General features: G+C 61.0%; 13 protein-coding genes and 1 pseudogene. 6 read left to right on the top strand and 8 right to left on the bottom strand.

All coding sequences use genetic code 11. The features are described 5' to 3' along the window. Positions 1-68: 68 nt before the first annotated feature. From ACILSL_RS06900 to ACILSL_RS06885, 4 genes and pseudogenes are all read right to left on the bottom strand, one after another. Complete coding sequence (locus tag ACILSL_RS06900) at positions 69-2,528, bottom strand: c-type cytochrome domain-containing protein (protein ID WP_395731266.1); 2,460 nt, start codon at positions 2,526-2,528, stop codon at positions 69-71. After that, positions 2,525-4,600 (bottom strand): hypothetical protein, encoded by a 2,076-nt coding sequence (locus tag ACILSL_RS06895; protein ID WP_395731265.1) that lies wholly within the window; start codon positions 4,598-4,600, stop codon positions 2,525-2,527. The genes ACILSL_RS06900 and ACILSL_RS06895 overlap by 4 nt, the downstream gene beginning before the upstream one ends. Positions 4,601-4,641: 41 nt before the next feature. Continuing rightward, a complete protein-coding gene (locus ACILSL_RS06890) occupies positions 4,642-6,840 on the bottom strand; it encodes a DUF1549 and DUF1553 domain-containing protein (RefSeq protein WP_395731264.1) in 2,199 nt (732 codons plus the stop codon). A gap of 135 nt (positions 6,841-6,975) precedes the next feature. Next, positions 6,976-8,107: pseudogene (locus ACILSL_RS06885) on the bottom strand (DUF1501 domain-containing protein). A 290-nt stretch (positions 8,108-8,397) separates the two neighbouring features. On the opposite strand from ACILSL_RS06885, the gene ACILSL_RS06880 reads away from it, so the two are divergent. Beyond that, on the top strand, positions 8,398-9,402 hold the full coding sequence (locus tag ACILSL_RS06880) for a hypothetical protein (RefSeq protein WP_395731263.1): 1,005 nt from the start codon (positions 8,398-8,400) through the stop codon (positions 9,400-9,402). A 4-nt stretch (positions 9,403-9,406) separates the two neighbouring features. On the opposite strand, the gene ACILSL_RS06875 is transcribed toward ACILSL_RS06880, so the two are convergent. The 3 genes from ACILSL_RS06875 to ACILSL_RS06865 are packed head-to-tail and all read right to left on the bottom strand — an operon-like array spanning position 9,407 to position 12,482. Beyond that, complete coding sequence (locus ACILSL_RS06875) at positions 9,407-10,846, bottom strand: DUF1501 domain-containing protein (RefSeq protein ID WP_395731262.1); 1,440 nt, start codon at positions 10,844-10,846, stop codon at positions 9,407-9,409. 44 nt (positions 10,847-10,890) lie between these two features. Continuing rightward, a complete protein-coding gene (locus ACILSL_RS06870; RefSeq protein ID WP_395731261.1) occupies positions 10,891-11,073 on the bottom strand; it encodes a hypothetical protein in 183 nt (60 codons plus the stop codon). Positions 11,074-11,120: 47 nt separating this feature from the next. Continuing rightward, positions 11,121-12,482, bottom strand: coding sequence for a DUF1501 domain-containing protein (locus tag ACILSL_RS06865; RefSeq protein ID WP_395731260.1), 1,362 nt, complete (start codon positions 12,480-12,482; stop codon positions 11,121-11,123). 87 nt (positions 12,483-12,569) lie between these two features. On the opposite strand from ACILSL_RS06865, the gene ACILSL_RS06860 reads away from it, so the two are divergent. From ACILSL_RS06860 to ACILSL_RS06840, 5 genes are read left to right on the top strand one after another with little or no spacing between them, the layout of a single operon-like run. Continuing rightward, a complete protein-coding gene (locus ACILSL_RS06860; protein WP_395731259.1) occupies positions 12,570-13,556 on the top strand; it encodes a galactose oxidase in 987 nt (328 codons plus the stop codon). 36 nt (positions 13,557-13,592) lie between these two features. Continuing rightward, positions 13,593-14,321 (top strand): 3-oxoacyl-ACP reductase FabG, encoded by a 729-nt coding sequence (gene fabG, locus ACILSL_RS06855; protein WP_395731258.1) that lies wholly within the window; start codon positions 13,593-13,595, stop codon positions 14,319-14,321. Positions 14,322-14,356: 35 nt separating this feature from the next. After that, entirely contained in the window at positions 14,357-14,611 is a 255-nt protein-coding gene (locus ACILSL_RS06850; protein ID WP_395731257.1) for a phosphopantetheine-binding protein, read from the top strand. Positions 14,612-14,634: 23 nt separating this feature from the next. Further along, on the top strand, positions 14,635-15,645 hold the full coding sequence (locus ACILSL_RS06845) for a lysylphosphatidylglycerol synthase transmembrane domain-containing protein (RefSeq protein ID WP_395731256.1): 1,011 nt from the start codon (positions 14,635-14,637) through the stop codon (positions 15,643-15,645). Next, a complete protein-coding gene (locus ACILSL_RS06840; RefSeq protein ID WP_395731255.1) occupies positions 15,642-16,484 on the top strand; it encodes a patatin-like phospholipase family protein in 843 nt (280 codons plus the stop codon). Before ACILSL_RS06845 ends, ACILSL_RS06840 begins: the two co-directional genes overlap by 4 nt. On the opposite strand, the gene mfd is transcribed toward ACILSL_RS06840, so the two are convergent. Beyond that, the gene (mfd, locus tag ACILSL_RS06835) at positions 16,485-19,688 is read right to left on the bottom strand and encodes a transcription-repair coupling factor (RefSeq protein WP_395731254.1); all 3,204 of its coding nucleotides are present in this window, start codon (positions 19,686-19,688) and stop codon (positions 16,485-16,487) included. Positions 19,689-19,794: the final 106 nt, after the last annotated feature.

Raw genomic sequence — 19,794 nt, 5'->3', positions numbered from 1 at the left:
AAAATGACAAGGGCGAATGCGGAGTGCTGAGGACTGAAGTTCGCGCTCCATGGGTGCTTGATCTGCGATCAGGGCTTGAAGACTGCGATCTCCTTTGCCGTGGCGACATCCCAGGCGCGGACGTTGCCATCCTGATCGCCGCCGAGAACGACATCACCGAACTTGCTGGTGGCGAGCGATTGGAGGAAGCCCGTGCTACCAGCCAGTTTTTTCACCTCGCCGCCGTCACTGGTGATGAGGCGGAGCTTGGTATCCCCAGCGCTGGTGGCGATCTGATCTGCGGCACCGAGGTAGTGAATGCCGGTGACTTCCTTGTCCCAGCCATCAACGCTCTTGCGGCGGTCGCCAGTGGTCCAGTCCCAAACTTTGACGACGTTGTCGGCGCCACTGCTGGCCAGCACGCGGCCATCGGCGCGCCATGACAGGCCGAGCACGTGGTGGGTGTGACCTTCAAACACTTTCACGACTTTGCCTGTGCTCAAGTCGGTGATGCGAACGGCTTTGTCCGCACCGCCGGAGGCGAGAAGCTTGCCATCGGGTGAGAAGTCGAGCGCGAAGATGCTGTCGAGATGGCGTTCGGCGTAGTTCGTGGTGAGCTTACCCGTGGCCACGTCCCAGAGTGTGATGTCACCGCTGCGGGAAGGCTCGCCGCTGCCGATGGCGAGCGTTTTGCCGTCGGGGCTGAAGGCGAGGCTGTTGGCGCGGTCGGTGAGCTGGGAATTGCCATCGCCGGTGCCGAAGGTGCGTTCGAGGGTCCACGTCGCACTCGTGCTACCCGGCGCGATGGGTTTGCCATTCACGGTGCTCCAGGCGAGCGGCGGGCCGCTGTCCTGTTCGGCGATGAGTTCGAGACCGTTTGCGGAGAACTGCAGTGACTTGGCTTTCTTGAGGCTGGTGGTGAGAGTTTTGGCAATGAGGTCGCGATCAGCGTTCGCTTTCAGCGCCTCCTTTTTCACGACTTCCAGGCGAGCCTTCTCATCAACGACGGCTTGTTTGGCCTTCGCTTCATTTTCGGTGACGAGTTTGATTTCGTTCGCCGTGTCGGTGATCGCGGCTTCAGCACGAGTGAAGGCTTCCTGTGCGAGTTTGAGATCCGCAGCGGACTTCGTGGCCTTTTCCTGGGCATCGGTGTTCTTTTTGGCCAGTGCTTCGTCGGGTTTGGCTTTGGGAGCCTTGGCGATTTGATCCGCGATTTCCTTCGCTGCTTTCTCTGCAGCGGCTTTGGCATCTTCCTTGGGCTTGAGAGACTTCCGCTTTTCATCGAGGCCCGTTTTCGCGAGTTCCACGAGCTCGGTCAACGCAGCCGCCTTTTTGGCATCGCTGGCGGCGGCAAGTTTGATTTCGGCGGCAGCGGTCGCCATGGCTGCTTCAGCGCGTTGGAGAGCAGCCTGAGTTTGAGCAAGGTCGGTTGCGGCTTTGGCGAGAGTGGCCTGTGATGCAGCCTGCTTTTGGGCCAAAGCTTCATCTGGTTTGCCAGCGCTGGCTTTGGCCACTTCATCCGCGATTTCCTTGGCGGCTTTATCGGCGGCGATTTTTGCGTCCTCCTTGGGCTTGATGTCCTTCTTCTTGTCTTCGAGGGCCTTTTTGGCGAGCTCGGCGAGTTCGTTCGCTTTCTTCAAGCGATCCGTCTGTTCGGTGACAGCTTTCTCCGCCGTCCGGATGGCCGCCCCCTGATAAGTCTCTTCCAGCGCAGCACGCACGGCGGTGAGTGTACGCTGAGCCAAGGCCTGCTCGGTAGCGAGATCGGATTTGATGTGGGCTATGAGTTTGCCGCCGGCGGTTTCGGTGAGCTTGATGGAGTTGTCCGCTTCCTGCGTGGCGGTGAATTTGGCAGAGGGGGCGTAGGTGGGAGCTGCGGGGGAGCTGCGCTTCCACAGTTTCACCTCGCGAAAGCTGCCGGTGGCAAGGCGTGTGCCATCGGGGCTGAATGCGACCGATTGAACGAGATCGCGATGGGCGACACCGGGCTGTTTGTAGAGGCCGGTTTTGAGCAAGGTTTCATCCGTGAGCTTGGTGACGAGACTCTGGGTGGGCAGATGGTAGATGCTGATTTGATTGGCACGAGCTGCCGCAGCAAAGTCCCCCAAGGGTGCAACGGCGATGGCATAGATGGGCTGCAAGCCGGCTGGCAGCGGCTCCCAGGCGATGACCTGCACTTTTTTGGGCGAGGCTTTCGCGCCTTGGTCGATCCACGCTTTGAAGAGTGCGAGCTGCTCCGGGGTGAGATTCACGGCACCGACTTTGTTGCCCTTTGGCGGCATCTCGGAATCCCAGGTATGAGCCGCGGCCTGATACATGACGCTCTCTGCGCCTTTGCCGGGAATGATGCCCTTGTCGCTCTCGCCGCCCTTGGCCATGAGCTCGGGCGTCTCCATGTTGAGGCCGCCCTTGGTGGTGGTCTTGTTATGGCAGGCGATGCAGTTGTCCTTCAGGAACGGACGGATCTGCTGGTCGTAGTCGATGGGCGTGGGAGCCGCGGCCATGACGAAAGACGAATTCAGGATGACGAATGACAGGGCCTTTTTCATTTTTTGGCGACCTCTTTCACGCGGATGCGGATGGGATTGGAATAGACAATGAAGGTGGCTTCTTTGGGAGCCGACTTCGCGGTGAGGTCTTTGACGAGCTTGTCAGCGGTGGCTTTCGTGGTGTCAGCCGTCTTGAGGGCAGCGGTGGCGACTTTGACGAGTTCGGCTTTTTTCGGCGTGGCGTCTGCATTCGCGCTGTCGAGCTGCTTCTTGGCAGCGGCCTGCACTTCAACGGCTTTTTTGGCGTCTGCCTCGGCGGCTTTGAGTTCTTCGAGGCCACGGCGGAATTTCATCTTTGCCGGGCCTTGGAGGATGAAGCCGTAATCCCCGGGAGCGAGCTTGAGGGCTTTCACATCGAGCGTGAATTTACCAGCGGCGGATTTGGCAGGGATGTCGGCTTCAGGGGCTTTGGCGACGTCGATGAGGCCGAGGGCTTTGAGCTTGAGAGCCTCGGTGAAGTCGGCGTGGCGGGTGACTTTGAGGGCGATTTCGAGTTTGGCATCCGCAGCGACTTCGAGGATGTCGGTCTTTTCCGTCTGCACGAACGCAGGAGAGGGTTGTGCACTGACACCGAGGGCGGGCGCGCCAGTGGTGCGGTAGAGGACGTTTTCCCGGGCGGCGTCAGCCACTGCGAAGCACACGAAGCGGCTCTGCGGAATTTCACTGAGGAGAGCGGCGCCGGCAGGGGCATCGGCGCTTGCTTGAAACGCGATGTAACCCAGAGACTGCCCTTTGCCGATGAAGCCACCGAGGCAGGTGACGCCCGCAGGGAGCTTGTCTGCCTTGAGCTCAAGAGGAGTGCTCAGGGCATTGCGATTGGGGGCGATGATTTCGAGCGCGGCGATGCCTCCGCGCGGGACATTGGCGCTGCCAATCTCGCCTCCTTTGGTCTTGGCTCCAGGCAGGATGGGATTGAGGGCGATCAGCAATGCGGGCTGCGGCGCTTCCTTGAGGATGCGCAGCTCATAGGGCTGGGTGGAGGCGAAGTTGTCGCTGAGGGTGATGCGGAAGGTGCCATCGGCCTTGGCTTCGTAGGCATACGAGGGATCGCGGCTGGGGAGGTTGATACTGGGTGCGGGCACGATGGCCGGTGCATCAGCGACTTCCGCCTGCGGTTTGAGCGTTTCTTTGCCTGCCGGATCTTTAGCAAGATTTTCAATGACCAGATGCGGATCGGTGGCATGGCCAAGCTGATGGGAGTGCACCTCAATGATGAATTTTTCGCCCGCCTTGAATGGCAGATCGAAGATTTGTGGCAGGCCCTGGGATAGGAAGGAGTCCCGAACAGTCTGGCCGATCTGGATGGGGCAAACGGCCTCAAGCTTGACGGTGCGAGGAGCCGGAGGGGCTGCGGATGAAAGAGTGATGCGGTAGCCGTAATCATCGCCGGCCCGGTACATCAGTTCGTTGAGGCGCATACGGTAAGCGCCATCGGCGGGAGGAACGAAACGCATGACGCCATTGCGCATGCGGGCGAGTTCTTTGCCATTGGTGCTGGTGATGACTCCGAAGAGTTCGGTGCGAGTGTCAAAGCGGCGGCCATCGAAGCTGGCGATGATGGACTGGCCTTTTTTGGCTTCGAACGTGAACCAATGCGGTGAATTGGATTTGAAGGCCCCTTGAATGACGGAACCGACCGCCACTTTGAGAGCATTGTCGGGCTTGGCGTTTGCCCCTGGGGATTCGACGGCGTCGAGCGTGCTGATTTCAAAGACACGTGGATTGGAGACACCGTAGCGGCCGACGAAGCGGCAATCGTAGATGGCAGGCTTCAGGTCTGCGGGGAGCGTCAGGCTGATGAGATTCGGCTTGGTGCTCTTGATCGGGATGGCGCGCTCGTTGAGCAGGATCGACTGCGGGCCATCGAGGTCTGCGCCACGGAGGGTGAGCTCGACTGTGGCACCGGGTTTTCCCCCGAGAGGAGAAATCGATGTCAGGGTGGGAGACGGAAAGGTGGCCTGAGAGAACGCTGGAGCAGCGAAGGCCAGCAGAACTGAACATTGTAAACTGAACCGGAGCGAAGCGGAGATAGACTGCCGAAGGCAGCCCGAAGGGCGAGTGTAACGAGTCAAAACTGAGAACTGAAAATTGGAGCAAGGCATGGCACGAGCGCTTAATGATTGAAGAGAAACTCTTTCGTGTTCAGCAGCGCCCAGAGGATGTCCTCATAGGCTTCCTTTTTGCCTTTGAAGGCTTCATCGCCCGTTTTGCCTGCGGTCTTCTTGTCGAGATGGGTGTGGGCGAATTTGACTTCGGCGGCGTTGGGGTCGCGGCTGAGCGCGATGTGGTAGAGGTCGGTGATTTTATCATCGTCAGGCCGCGTGTCCTTCGTGAGGGTGTCGGCACGGCCGTTGCCACGTGAAAGCTGGGTCTGGATTTCGGCGGCGTTCAGCAGGTGCAGGCTCTGCGCGAGGCTGGCCTCCTGGGTGCGCTCGCACTCGCAGGCGCTGGAGGAATCGGGACGACCGAAGACACTGAGGAAGTAGGTGGTTTGGTTGTAGCTGTTGTCCGGCAGGGCGACGGCGCGCGTGCCGGGGGCCTGACCGGCGAAGCTGGTCTGGACATCGAGCAGCGTGTTGACGGAATCGTAGAGGACTTCGGCATTGAGACGCTTTGGATAGTAGCGGCTGAAATTCTGGCGGTCCTTCGCGTTGTAGGTGTTTGGAACGGCGCTGAGCTGGTAGGTGGTGGAGTTGGTGATGGTGCGGATGAGCTGCTTCAGATCGTAACCGCTCTTCACGAAATCGGCCGCGAGGGCGCTGAGAAGCTCGGGATTCACCGGCGGATTGGTCTCGCGCATGTCGTCCTCGGGTTCGACGAGGCCGCGATTGAAGAAATGCTTCCAGTAACGATTCACCAGCGTGTGGGCAAAGAACGCATTGTCCTTCTGGCTCATCCATTCGGCGAGCGCCCGGCGTGGATCCTGTTCAGGCTTCAGCTTCAATGTAGGGCCGCCAAGACTGGTGGGGGTGACGGCCTCCTTGGTGCGAATGTTCGTGGCCTGGGCCAAACCGCGCTTGTTGAAGATCATTTCTTCACCGGCAAAAGTCGAGGGCTTGCGGCTGACGTTGCTGAAGAAGGCGGCGAAACCGTAGTAGTCCTGCTGACTCCACTTCTCGAAAGGATGATGGTGGCACTGCGCGCACTGCATGCGCGTGCCGAGGAAGAGCTGCGCAACGTCCTCCATCTGCTGCTTCATTTCCTTGACCTGACGATACCAGGCGACGGGAGGATTCTGATCGAGATCACCGGAGGCAGCGACGACCTCGCGCACGAACTGATCGTAAGGCTTGTTGTCGGCGATGCTGTCACGAATCCACGAGTAGAAGAGATAACTGCCGCGCGCGAAGGTGGGCTGCGTGCGCTGGTTGCGCAGGAGGGCGCTCCACTTGTTGGCGAAGTATTCGGCGTAGTCGGGGCTGTCGAGCAAACGGTCAATGAGGGCGCTGCGTTTTGCCGCATCTTTGGAGGCCATGAAGTCCTTCATTTCTGCGGCGGTGGGAAGACGGCCGGTGATGTCGAGCGTGACACGGCGGATGAAGGTGCCGTCGTCTGCGATCTCAGACGGCGGCATGCCGATGGTCTTCAATTTCGCGAAGACGAGATCATCCACAAAGCCACGGGAGGCAGGCAGTTTTTCCACAGGGGCACCGAGAGGAACGGTGGCGCGGAAGGTGGAGACCTTGCCCTGGTAGCGGACCATCACGGCGACATCACCGGGGAGGTCAAAAAGCTGCACGCGGCCGGTTTCACTGGTCTCGGCCATCGCTTTTTCGTTGGCTTCATACAGCGCGCGCTTGGTGACGTCACGGGTGCTGCCGTCGGTGTAATGTGCGGTGACCTTGAGCTGCTGCGCTCCTTTGAGCGGCATGGTGAGCTTCGAGGGCTCAACGCTGATGCTGGCCATCTTGGGGTCGCTGTCCTTGCCATAGGGCATGCCTTCGCGAATCCAGCGCGCCAGATCGGCGTAGTCCTCGGATTTTGGATCGAGCTTCTTGCCGCCGCCGTGCGGGAGCTGGGCGGTGCCTTTGGTCAGCAGCAGGCTTTGCTCCGCCGATGCCGGAAACACGCGGCGTCCACGCGCCTCCTTGACGATGTGCTCATAGTCTTCCTGGGGTTCGAAGCCGAGGAGCGAGAGCTTGAAACCGTTCTGTCCGCCCGATTTGCCATGGCAGCCGCCGGAGTTGCAACTGCCCTTGGTGAGGATGGGCACGATGTCGTTGGCAAAGTTCAGCGGGCGCAAAGCTTCGGCCGCAAAACAAGGTGCGGCGGCAGAGAGTGCGGCGATGAGGGTAAGGCGTGAGAAGGTCATGACAGCAAGAACCTACGGGGTGGAAGGACAATTTTTGTCGTAACAAACAAAGTATGATGGCAATAATTACGATTGAAGCGCCCTTCATTGAAGAACCCAAGGGGGCGCTGGTCCGAGCTTTACCCCTTGTTTCGATCAAACCAGCTCGGCCATCGGCAGATGGCTATCGACGAGATATTGCGGTCTGCCGGTGAGATCGGTGAGGGTGGCTTTGGTGACATCAATGCCCATCTGCTTGTAAAGTGTGGCGAAGACTTCACCAAAGGCGACGGGGCGTTCGGTGGGTTCGCCGGCTTGTTTGTCGGTGGCACCGATGACCTGCCCGTGGCGCATGCCGCCGCAGGCGAGGAGTGCCGATGCGACGCGCGGCCAGTGGTCGCGGCCTCCATTGGCGTTAATCAGCGGAGTGCGGCCAAATTCACCCCAGACGACGACGGAGACATCCTTGTCCATGCCCCGCTCATGCAGATCGGCGATGAGGGCGGAAAGTCCGCTGTCGAGCAGTGGCAGGTCTTCGCGAAGCTGGCCGAAGTTGTTGGAATGGTAGTCCCAGCGGCTGAAGGCGAGCGTGACGACGCGCGCGCTTACCTCCACCAGACGACGAGCAGCAAGGAAATGTTCGGGCAAACGAGGGCCGCCGTCGTCGCGATTGCGGTTTTCGCCTTTGCCGTAGCGCTCGACGACACGCGGATCTTCACGGCTCAAGTCGAGGGCGTGAAGCAGTTTTGGGCTGGTGAGCACATTGAGCGCCTGCTCGTTGAACACATCCACCCCGCCCATGAGGCCGGTGGCATCGAGGTCACGACGAAGAACGTCAAAACTGGAGAGCAGGGACTTGCGATCACGCAGACGATCGAGCGTGATGCCACGAAGGGACATGTCTTCCGTGCCGCCGCCGCGATTTGGCTGGAAAGGAGCATGCGAGACGCCAAGGAAACCCGGCTCACCGGTGCGCGCCCTCCATGTGGCCCATTTTTGGGGAGAGGCCGACGAAGGGCGGCATGGCAGGATTGGTGCTGCCCTGCAACCTGGAAACGATGGAGCCGAGCGAAGGCCAGCCACCGGGGGGCTGCTGCTTGGAGTTGCGACCGGTGAGGCACTGAAAGGCATCGTGGCGCGAGTCACAGTCGGCGAGCGAACGAATGAGGGTGCACTTGTCCATCATCTTCGCGAGGCGCGGCAGATGCTCGCAGATCTGGATGCCGGGGACGTTGGTGGAGATCGGTTTGAACTCGCCGCGAATCTCACTCGGCGCGTCCGGCTTCATGTCGAACATGTCCTGATGCGACGGTCCGCCGGGCAGGAAGATCATGATCACCGCCTTGTGCGACTTACCGGTCTTCTGCACGGACTCGGCACGCAGCACATCATTCAACGACAGCCCGCCCATGGCGAGTCCGCCGATCTTGAGGAAGTTTCGACGTGACACGCCATCGCAATAGCCGCCGCTGGGATGTGAGTAGAGATTGAGCATGGCTGGGTGGAGGACCCCAAACCTACGGGGCGAGGGATGGGACTCTTGCCAGACCGGTGATACAGAGTGCGTTTGGTTCCAACATGAGCGGACTGATCGGACACACGATGTATGGCATCCTCGCGCTGAAAGCCGCGAAAGGACGAGGGCTGCCCATCACTCCGCCTGTTGAGCGAAATTTGCCAAGCTTCCTCTGCGGCGCGTATCTCGGCTGCGACATCCAGGTGATGCCGGAAGCGGTCTGCGTCGATACCGGACGCGAAGTGGGCTTTGGCACGGTGCCGCTGGAAAAAAGCCCGATCACCGGCGGCGCGGTGAAGCCCTGGATGCTGGAGCATGACGGGCGCAAATACCGGCCCAAAGAGATTCACGAGCTGTTTTATGGCCGTGCACATCTCGTGTTTGGCTGGGCGAAACCGGAGGTGAATCTGCGCGTGCCTTGGGACCATCTGGCGGATTACTGCGCCCGGGCGATTCGCGATGACATGGGCTCTGAGCGCGGCCTGGCCTATGCGCTGGGCTGGATGGTACACATCGTCGGTGATTCGTTGATCAAGTCGGTCCAGCCGGGCATTCGCATGCATCTGCTGGATGGTGTTTACACGCCGAGAAACCGTATCGTGCAGGATCAGTTTACGTTTCACACGATTGGCGGCGAGCTGGGCATCGACTGGGTCAAAACTTTCCGTGACATGGCGGCGACTCCGGTGGAGCCGATCCAGCCGCACTACATGCGTGTGGGCGACAAGCGTGGCGATCTCGCGCAACTTTTTGATCAAGGCTGGAAGCCAGAGCTGCAATCGCTGCTAGCGGCCGTGCTCGCCGAAAACCGTCGCTGGCTGCCTTATCACACCACCGACGTGCTGCGTGTGGTGCAGCGTGAAAGCGAGGAGGCGAAGCGCGTCAGCGGCGGGCTGGAGTTTGCCGCGATGATCGAAATGGCCGAGAGCGCGGGCATGCGGGAGACGCTGGTGACGATCGCGGAGCAATGCGCCGACTTGATGGAGCAAACCCTCGCACAGGTGCCGGAGTGGCGGGCTTTGCCAAAGCAGCGCGCCGGAGGCTGGAACAAACTCAAACGACCCTGATGTGTTAAATCAGCCCTGAAATTGGCGAGCCCATGTACAGCGTGTGGGGGCGGCCGGTGAAGTCCTTCCAGATCGTTTCGCGTGACAGGCCGAGAGCTTCGTAGATCGTGGCAGCGAGATTTTCGGGCGTCTGTGCATCGCTGACGGGATAGCCGCCGATTTTGTCGGTGGAGCCAATGACACGACCGCCTTGGATACCACCGCCGGCGAGAAGAATGCTTTGAGCGTGGCCCCAGTGATCACGGCCCGGCAGGGCGGTGGCGGAGATGCTCTTGATTTTGGGCGTGCGGCCAAACTCGCCGCCCATGATGATGAGGGTCTCATCCAGCTGACCGCTGGCGTCGAGATCTTCAAGCAGAGCACTCAGGGCCTGGTCCATCGGCGGGAGCAGGTAGTTTTTCAGATTTCCCCACGCGGCCTGGTGCGTGTCCCAGGTCTCGTTGTTGCCGAGATTCACCTGCACCATGCGCACGCCGCTCTGGACGAGCCTGCGGGCCATGAGCAGGGACCAGCCAAAGCTGTGACGACCATAGCGGTCGAGCATCTTGGGATCGACTTTTTCCAGACTGAAGGCGTCATGCACCTTGCGGTTGCTCAGCAGGCCGATGGCCGCCTGCCGGGTGGAATCAAAGGCTTCATCACCTGCCAGCGCGGTGAGATCATTGGTCTGCTGCTCCAAGGCATTGCGGAGTGAGACGCGGTCCATCACGCGATCCAGCGTGAGTCCCTGCGGCAGCGAGAGATGCGGGGCCTGAAAGCGCAGGGTGGTATCCGTTTCCAAACCACGCTCGTGATGGAAGAGGTATTTGGGATAGGCGCCGTAGTGCTTGGGGTGGTAGGGCGACATCTCCAAAAACCATGGGTCATGTTGAGCGCCAAGCGTGCCTGCGAACTGTCCGGCAAGCGTGCGGCCTTCACGGTGCACGAGCTTGTCTGGCAGCACGATGGCAGGGGGCAGGTTGTCTTTGCGCTTTGGCAGCAGCGCGGTGGCCAGCGCGGCCATGCTGGGATGATCGGACTTCTTGGGCTTCGATGGATCGAATCCCAGAGGCGCATCGCTGCGGCCGGTGAGCATGATGTGATGGCCCAGCGAGTGATCATTGCTGCCATGGGTGAGCGAACGTACCAGCGACCACTTTTCCGAAATGCGCGCGAGATTGGGCAGGTGCTCGCAGATGTGCAGGCCCGGTGTGCGGGTGCGGATGGGCTTGAACTCACCCCGGATTTCCATGGGCGCGTCAGGCTTCATGTCGAAGCTCTCATGCTGCGCGAGCCCGCCGGAAAGGAAGATGTAGATGACGGACTTTGCCCGTGGCGGCTGCGTAGCCGCGGTCATCGCCTGAAGGGCGCTGAGGTGATTCATGCCGAGGCCCAGAAGCCCCACCGCCCCGGCCTGAATCACTTCACGGCGGGAAACGGGATGTGCTGGATGCGGCAAGGACATGCGCATGGGAATACGCCCGCTAACGCCAAGACTTTCCAAACAGACTACTTCCGGTTCCAGACACCCAGCTTGATCGTGTGATCAGCGGCCGGCACATCCGCTGCAGATTTGATTCGCAAAATTTTGGTCACCACAATCGCCCCATCCTGAATCACCACACGCAAATCGGCCTCATCACCTTCTTTGAGGACCAGCCCTTCCGGGATCGTCGTTTTGATTGGATACATGGCCACCCGTAATGCCTGAAGGGGGCATGGGCAAGCCGCCTTCCACCTCAAATCAGCTCCGGCATCGGCGACCAGCCGTCGACGAGATACTGCGGACGACCGGTCAAATCATTGAGCGTGGTCTTCACGGTATCAATGCCCATGTGCTGGTAAAGCGAGGCAAAGACTTCGCCGAAATGGACAGGACGTTCGGTGGGTTCGCCGCCGAGACGGTCCGTAGCGCCGATGACCTGGCCGGTGCGGAAACCGCCACCCGCGAGCAAAGCACCGCCGACACGAGGCCAGTGGTCACGGCCCCCATCTTTGTTCACCATCGGCGTGCGGCCAAACTCGCCCCAGGCGACAACGGCCACGTCTTTGTCGAGACCACGCTGATGGAGATCTTCGACGAGAGCGCTCATGCCCTGATCGAAAAGCGGCAGATGGCGGAGGAGCTGCGGGTAGTTGTTGTCGTGGAAGTCCCAGCGGCCGAAATTCAGCGTCACCACACGCGCACCGGCTTCGACGAGACGGCGGGCGAGGAGGAAGTGCTCAAGATTGAGAGGAGCGCCGTCACCGTAATTTTTCGAATCACCCTTGCCGTAGCGTTCACGGGTTTGGACGCTCTCCTGATTCAAATCGAGCGCGGCGAGGAGCTTGCTGGAGGTCAGCACGTTCAGGGCCTGCTGATTGAAGGCGTCCATGCTGCCAACGAGGCCGCTGGCGTCGATTTCACGGCGGAATTTGTCAAAGCCAGTGAGCAGTGAGCGGCGGTCTTCGAGGCGGTCGAGTGTGATGCCGTTGAGCTGGAGATCTTCCATGCCCGCACCGTTGGGGCGGAAGGCGGCGTGCGTGTTGCCGCAGAAGCCTGGATGGCCGGGCGAACCATAGGGCGGATGTCCGGCCTTGGGAGCGAGACCGATGAAGGCAGGCATGGCGGGATCCGCCTGACCTTTGAGCTTGGAAACGACCGCGCCCAAGGAGGGAGGGTCCGAAAGACGGCCCACAGGGGCACCGCCACCGTTTGGCGGCGGGGGCTTGCCGGTGTAGCAGATGAAGCTGTCATGCGCACCGTTCGGCGAGCCGTACATGCTGCGAATCGGCACCAGCTTGTCCATGATTTTGGCCAGCCGGGGAGCGTGCTCAGAAATGTGGATGCCGGGGACGGCGGTCTTGATGGGTTTGTAGGGGCCGCGAATCTCCAGCGGCGCGTCCATCTTCAAATCATACATGTCCTGGTGCGGCGGGGCGCCGCACATGTAGATCATGATCACGGATTTGAAGCTGCGGCCCGTGCGAGCCTCCGCCTCTGCCTTGAGCAATTCCGGCAACGACAACCCGCCCATGGCGAGTCCGCCGATGCGCAGGAAGTCGCGACGCGAGACGCCGTCGCAGAACTTGCCGTGAGATTTTCCAGAAATGGTGAGCATGTGAATCCAAAATAAGCACTCAATGTGCCGGAACTATCATCAAAACGACGTTATGTGCCGGTCATGCTTCGCCCGCTGCTATGCCTGATGTCCCTCACATTGACGGCCTCCGCCGCCGATCTGCAATGGTCGCGTCTGCCTGCCCTGCCCGATGAACGCGGTTTCGCCGGTTCATTTGCCGGGGTGGTGGATGGCACGCTCATGGTCGGCGGAGGCACGCATTTCACCGACAAAATGCCCTGGGAAGGCGGGACGAAGGTCTGGTATGACACGCTGTTCGCGCTGGAGCAGCCAGAGGGAGCCTGGAAGGTGGCGGGAAAGCTGCCGACAGCCAATGGCTACGGGGTGAGCATCACGACGCCCGCCGGCTGGATCATCCTCGGGGGAGGCAACGCCACGGAGCATTTTCGTGAGGTGTTCTGGGTGAACAAGGACGCCAAACTGCCACCGCTGCCGAAACCCTGCGCCTTCATGTGCGGCTGTGAGAGCGAGAGCGTGATCTACATTGCCGGAGGCATCGAAACACCGGCGGCCACCACGGCCTTGAGCACGTTTTGGTCGCTCGATCTGAAACAACCCGGGGCTGAGTGGCAGGTGCTGCCCCCCTGCCCTGGCAAAGCGCGCATCCTGGCCTGCATGGCTGCTGTGAATGGTGTGGTGCACCTGTTTGGCGGTGCGGCATTGCATGCGGGAAAGGATGGCAAACCTGAGCGCGAATGGCTGAATGATGCGTGGTGCTACGCACCGGCCACGGGCTGGAAAAAACTGCCCGACATGCCCCGCGTCGCCGTGGCGGCTCCGAATCCTGCGCCCGTGATCGGGGACAGGATTTACATCCTGGGCGGTGATGACGGGGCCAACGTGAACTTTGAGCCCAAGGAAAAGCATCCGGGCTTCCCACGGTCCATTCTGGTCTTCGAGGTGAAAACGCAAACGTGGAGCCAGGCGGGTGAAGTGCCCTTTTCGCTCGTCACGACCAATGCCGTGCGCTGGCAGGAGCACATCGTGATCCCAGGCGGTGAGGCGCGGCCGGGAGTGAGATCCCCACAGGTCTGGAGCGGGGCGAGGAAGTGACTTGCAACTCCTCCCGGCGAACTCCAATGCTTCACGATGAATCGCAGTATTTTGATCACCGGCGCGAACGGAGCGCTGGGCCTGGCCATCGCCGAATTTTTCCTGACACGGGAAGAGGACTGCCGCGTGTTTCTCGGGGTGCGGGAGCGGCGTGAGCGGGCGCAGGAGCTTGCGACGCGATTTCCTGGCCGGGCGGACTTGATCACGCTCGAAATCACCTCTCCAGACGCCTGGAAGGCAGCCCTGGCTGAAATCGAGAGTATGGCGGCTCCCGTGAGCGTCCTGATCAACAACGCGGGCTTTCATGAAGACGCGCTGCTGGCGAACATGGCGCAGGATCAGTGGTCACGGGTTTTGGACGCCAATCTGAACGCCGTCTTCCACGGCTGCCAGGCGGTTTTACCGGGAATGATGCGGGAGCGGCAGGGGCGGATCGTGAACATCGCCTCGCTCAGCGCCATTTCTTCGCCGGCGGGACAAACCAACTACGCCGCCGCCAAGGCTGGCGTGATAGGCCTGACGCAGAGTCTGGCCAAGGAATCCGCCCGAATGGGCATCACCGTGAATGTGGTCTGCCCCGGCTATATTGAAGGCGGGCTGCCTGCCGACTGGACCCCGGAACACCTCAAGACGCTCAAAATGCAGCTCCCGATGCGGCGTTTTGCCAAGCCGGCGGAGATTGCGGCGGCGGTTTTCTTCCTTGCGAGCCCGGATGCGAGCTATATCACTGGTTCGACCCTAAAAATTGACGGAGGCCTCCTTTAGCCTACCCTCTGGACCCTACGAAACGTATCCCCTACATGCCGACCCGCCAGCGCCTCAAGGAACTAATGATCAGCGAACTCATGCTCGACATGGCCGCAGATGAAATCGGCGATGACACCCCTCTCTTCGGACCCGCAGGCATCGGCCTCGATTCCGTGGACGCCCTGCAGCTCGTGGTGATGATCGAAAAACACTTTGGCTACAAAATGGCCGATCAGGACCAGGCCAAGCGCATTCTGCAAAGTGTGAACACGATCGCCGAGGCCGTGGATCAGAAGGCGGCGGCGTGACCTCCCTGCCCTAGCCCTGCGTTTTGAAACGCCTCATCTCCATTTCCCTGCGTCTGCTCATCAGCGGAGCGCTGCTTGCGCTGCTGTTTCGGGAGCATGATCTCATCTCCGACATCGCACCACGCCTGCGGGCCCTGCTGACGAACTGGCCGTGGACGAGCGCCGGGATTGCCTTTGCGTTTCTCTCCCTGTTTCTGGCCGCCGTGCGCTGGCACATCATTCTGAGCGGCCAGGTGCCCGATCTGCCGTTCAGCATTGTGCTGCGCACGGAAATCATCAGCGCTTTCTTCAACATCAGCTCCGTCGGCGTGGTGGGTGGCGACACCTATAAAATCATGGCGCTGTCACGATGCCTGCCCGGACAGACAATGCCGGTGAGCGTGTCGCTCGTGCTGGATCATCTCACAGGACTTATCTCCGTGGCCGTTTTGTTTGCGGCCTGCATGCTGGCCCGGGCATCGCATTGGAATGAAATCGGCTATGATCTGCGCATGCTGATCACCGGTTATGCCATGTATGTTGGCGGGGCGCTTGTTGGCCTCATTATCAGCTGGTTTTCCTTCAAGCCCAGCCTGCTGGCGTGGGGACGGGGCGCTTTCCCGCGCACCATGGGCAGTCCCAGGCTGGCCAGCCTTATCGCACGCCTCTCGCGGATTCATGAAGTGGCCGCCCGGCTCTGGCAGCGCACGCTTTCGGCCGCGGTCGTTTCCACAGGCATGCATGCGGCCTTTTTCATGAGCTTTTACTGCGGCCTGCGCGCAGTGGGCGGCGTGGCACCTGTGCTGGATGTGCTGACGGCCATGCCCATCGTCGATGCAGCGGCGTCACTGCCGGTTTCCATCTCCGGGCTCGGCGTGCGTGAGCGCACCTTTGAGGCGCTGCTGGCAGGCCTGGCCAATGTACCCGAGGCCGTGGGCATTTCCGCCTCCCTGGCGGGGTGGATCTTCAATCTTTTCTGGGGCATCATCGGAGGCGTGCTGTTTCTGCGCGTCAGGCATGCTGCCATCCTATCGCCGGAGGCACAGTGCGCATGAGTTCACCACCGCGCATCGCCATCGCGCTCGGAGCCTCTTTCATGGGCTATGCCACGCATGCGGGATTTATGGCGCGACTGCATGCGCTGGGGGTGCGTCCGGTCGCTGTCTCGGGCTCTTCAGCAGGTGCCATCACCGCAGGTCTTTACGCGGCTGGCCTGGAGCAGGAAGTCATCCGGCAGGCAGTGCTCAGTCCGCGCCTTCATCTGTCTTTCGCCAGGCGCACCAAGTGGCTCTGGCACCAGCTCATCAGCAGCTTCTTTTGCCGTCATCCCGGTCTCTTCGACGCACGGGGGGCGATCACCCATTTTGAGTCGGTCGTCGGCAAGCGGACCATCGAAACTCTGTCGAACCCCCGATTGCTGATCGCTTTGAGCGACCTGTCAAAACAGGAGACCCTCTTCGTTCGCAGCGGGCCACTGGCCACGGCGATGGCTGCCAGCTCCTGCGTGCCGATGCTCTTCACGCCGCTTGAGTTTGAAAACCGCCTGTGCACTGACGGTGGTGTTGCGCATGAGTCGCCGATTGATCCCTGGTTTGTGGATGACGACATCGATCACATCATCATTCACCGTATCGACCAGCCGAGTGGAAAGCCGCCGCTGATGCCTCTGAGACGCCTGCTGGCCACCATCGCCGCGACGCATGCATCGATGAACCGCCAGATTCTGAACGACCGCATTGAACTGGCGCGCCTGCACGGCAAAAAGCTCACCATCATCACGACGAATCATTCACGCCCTTCGCCGTTTTTTCCGGGAAGGCTCAAGCAGTGTTACGAGCTTGGGGATGCCACTGCGAAGACGTTATTCGACACGGTGCTGTCGAGCCAGGCCTGATCACAGCGTCCGCAGCATCTCCAGCGTCTCAGCGAGCTGCTTGTGCCCTTCGCGTGAGCCGAGGCGCGGGAATTTGCCCTGGATCATGACGAACTTGCCATTGCGCGTGAGCATGAGCTTGCGCTCTTTGATTTCGACATCGCTGATGCCGGCGTGCGCCGCAGCGAGACGGATGGCGGCGCAGGTGAGCAGGTTCTGCACGGCATGGGGAAGTTTTTCGCCAAACTGGTCACGCCACTGGCCTTCCAGTTCCTCAAGCTCCTTGCGGGTCATGATCTCGCCCACCTGCCGATAGGCCGTGATGCGGAGCTTGAGATCTTCGATGAAGGTGGAGGGCAGGAAGGCCGGTGTGGCGGTTTTGGCGGCCTGGACCATCATGGCCTCGTTCATGACGAGGAAGTCGGTGCGCAGGCCGACTTCGACCGGGCGGGCCACGCGGCGGCCCTGCATGCGGGCGACGCTTTGCTTGAGCATCTGGCAGTAGAGATCAAACCCGACGGCGGCGATGTGGCCGCTCTGCTCGGTGCCGAGGAGGTTGCCCGCGCCGCGAATCTCCAGATCCCGCAGCGCGATTTTGAAGCCGCTGCCGAGGCCGGCGTACTGCTTGATGGCGTTCACGCGCTTGCGCGCATCACCTGCGGTCACCGCATCCTGCGGCAGCAGCAGGTAGGCGTAGGCCTGCACACCACCACGGCCGACACGCCCGCGCAGCTGGTACAGATCAGCGAGGCCGAAGCGGTCTGCGCGATCAATGATGATGGTGTTGGCATTGGGGATATCGACGCCGCTTTCAATGATGGTGGTGCAAACCAGCACATCCGCCCCGCCATCGACAAAGGTGTGCATCACATCCTCCAGCAGCTCGCTGTCCATCTGGCCATGGCCGATGATCACACGGGCCTTCGGACAGAGGTCGCGGATGCGTTGCGCGACTTTTTCGATGGTCATCACGCGGTTGTGCAGGAAGAAAACCTGCCCGCCGCGCTCGATCTCCGCCTCGACAGCCTGCTTGATCGTGCGCTCGTCGTAGGGGCAGATCATGGTCTGCACGGCCTGCTTGTTCGGCGGCGGAGTCTCGATGGTGCTCATGTCACGCATGCCCATGAGCGCGAGGTAAAGCGTGCGAGGAATCGGCGTGGCGCTGAGCGTGAGCACATCGACGAGGCGGAAGAGGTCCTTGAATTTTTCTTTGTGCTTCACGCCAAAGCGCTGCTCCTCGTCGATCACGGCGAGGCCGAGATTTTTGAAACGCACATCTTTGGAAATGACGCGGTGCGTACCGACAACGATGTCCACCGTCCCCTCGGTGATGCCCCGCAGGATCTCTCGTTCACGGTTGGGCGGTGTGAGGCGGCAGAGCATTTCCACGGACACAGGGAACTCGCTCATGCGCTGGCGAATATTCTCCCAATGCTGGCGTGCCAGCACCGTGGTGGGCACGAGGATGGCCACCTGACGTCCACCCATGACGGCCTTGAACGCCGCACGAATGGCGACCTCGGTTTTGCCGAAGCCGACGTCGGCACAGAGCAGACGGTCCATCGGTTTTTCGGCCTCCATGTCGCGCTTGATTTCCTCCACACTGCGGAGCTGGTCTGGAGTTTCGCGGTACAAAAATGATTCCTCGAACTCGACCTGCCACTTCGTGTCTGGCTGGTGGGAGTACGCCTTCAGCGTCTGCCGTTCCGCCGCCACGCTGAGCATGCGCACGGCGAAGTCCTCGACGCTTTTCTCCGCGCTCTTGCGCGTCTTCTGCCAGCGCGCTTCGCTGAGCTTGCTGAGGGCGGGAGCCTTGCCGCCGACGCCAACGTAGCGTGTGACCAGATGCGTGTGGGCCACCGGCACGAAGAGCTTGGCACCTTCGGCGTAATGCAGCACGAGCACCTCCTCGCGCTTGCCTGAATCACGCACCTCGACGCCGCCAAAGCGGGCGACACCATGCTCGGCATGCACGACGATGTCGCCCTCACGCAAGTCGCGCATGACATCGCGCGCTTTGCGCAGCACTTCGGCTTCATCGAGCTTCGAGCCGCGCACTCGGCGGATGTTTTGATGACGGCCAAAAATTTCCGCCCCGGTCAGCACCGCCAGTTTGGCCGCCGGCACGGTGAAGCCGCGGTACAACAAACCCAGCTTTGTTTCTAGCGAGGCAGGAAGGCCGCTTTGAAGTTCCGAGAAGCGTTCACGTTCAGCTTCGTTATGAAAGAAAATGACGGTGCGCCAGCCATCACCATGCCATTCACGAATCTGCCGGGCGAAGTGCTCACGCCGTGCTTCATGCAGCACGAAGTCGGATGCATCGAAGACGCCAAGCGGGTTCTCATGAATCGCCGCTGAATAATCCTCCAAGCCCTCCACGGGAGCGGCGCCGCTGAGGATGCGCGCCTGCGCCGCGGCATCGCAATCAATGGCAACGATGAAGTCGTCCTGATGCAGATGCTCCCGCACCCGCGAAGCCTCCTCGGCATTGTCATTCATCTGCAGGATGACGCCCACGCTCTCCAGCCGCTTGATGGAGGACTGGTTGTGCAGATCAAAGGCGCGGATCGATTCGATCTCGTCATCGAAGAACTCCAGCCGCAGAGGTTCCTCCGCCTGCCAGGAGAAAAAGTCCACGATGCCGCCACGGCGTGCGAACTGGCCGCGCTCGGTGACGACGGGGACACGTTCATAGCCGGCCTCGCTCAGATCGCGCAGGAGGGCCTCCACATCCAGCTTCGCGCCGACGCTGAGCATGCGGCGCTGGCTGGAGATTTCAGCCAGGGCAGGCGCGGGCTCGTCCAAACTTTCCGCGCACAGCACCATGACCGGCGCATCTCCTTCCATCATGCGGCCAAGCACACCCGCGCGCTCCGCCAGCAGTTCAGGATCGATCAAGGCATCGTTCACCACCTGCCCAAGGCGTGGGAAATACAAGGCAGGACACTGCCACACACCGAGTTCCGCATGCACGTGATCCTGCGTCTTCACGTCCGCGCACAAGATCCAAACGCGACACCCGGGCATAGTCTTCTCCGCGTGCCGAACCATGAGCGCCGCCGCGAAGCCGAAGGCCTGCGGTGTGACGTGGTCGAGCACGACTTCCTTTCCGCCCAGCTTTCGCTTAAATTCGGCCGAAGCCAGGGTCAGATCCACCAGACCGAGTGCATCCCCCCGCGCACGCCCGGATGGGTGTGGCGGTTGACGTTTCGCAGCCTTTTTCACGCCGCGAGATTTGAGGGCGCGTCTGTCAGAGTCCAAAGCAAAGCGCGCCGGTTTAGTGCCGGCGCAGCCATGGAATTACGTAGCGCTCCCAATCGTGGACGCCAGC

It is taken from the genome of Prosthecobacter sp. (genome assembly GCF_044222345.1).
In the GTDB taxonomy this organism is placed as follows: Bacteria; Verrucomicrobiota; Verrucomicrobiia; order Verrucomicrobiales; family Verrucomicrobiaceae; genus Prosthecobacter.
The sequence above is the reverse complement of the archived record's forward strand: the minus strand, read 5'-3'. Positions and strand labels throughout refer to the sequence as shown.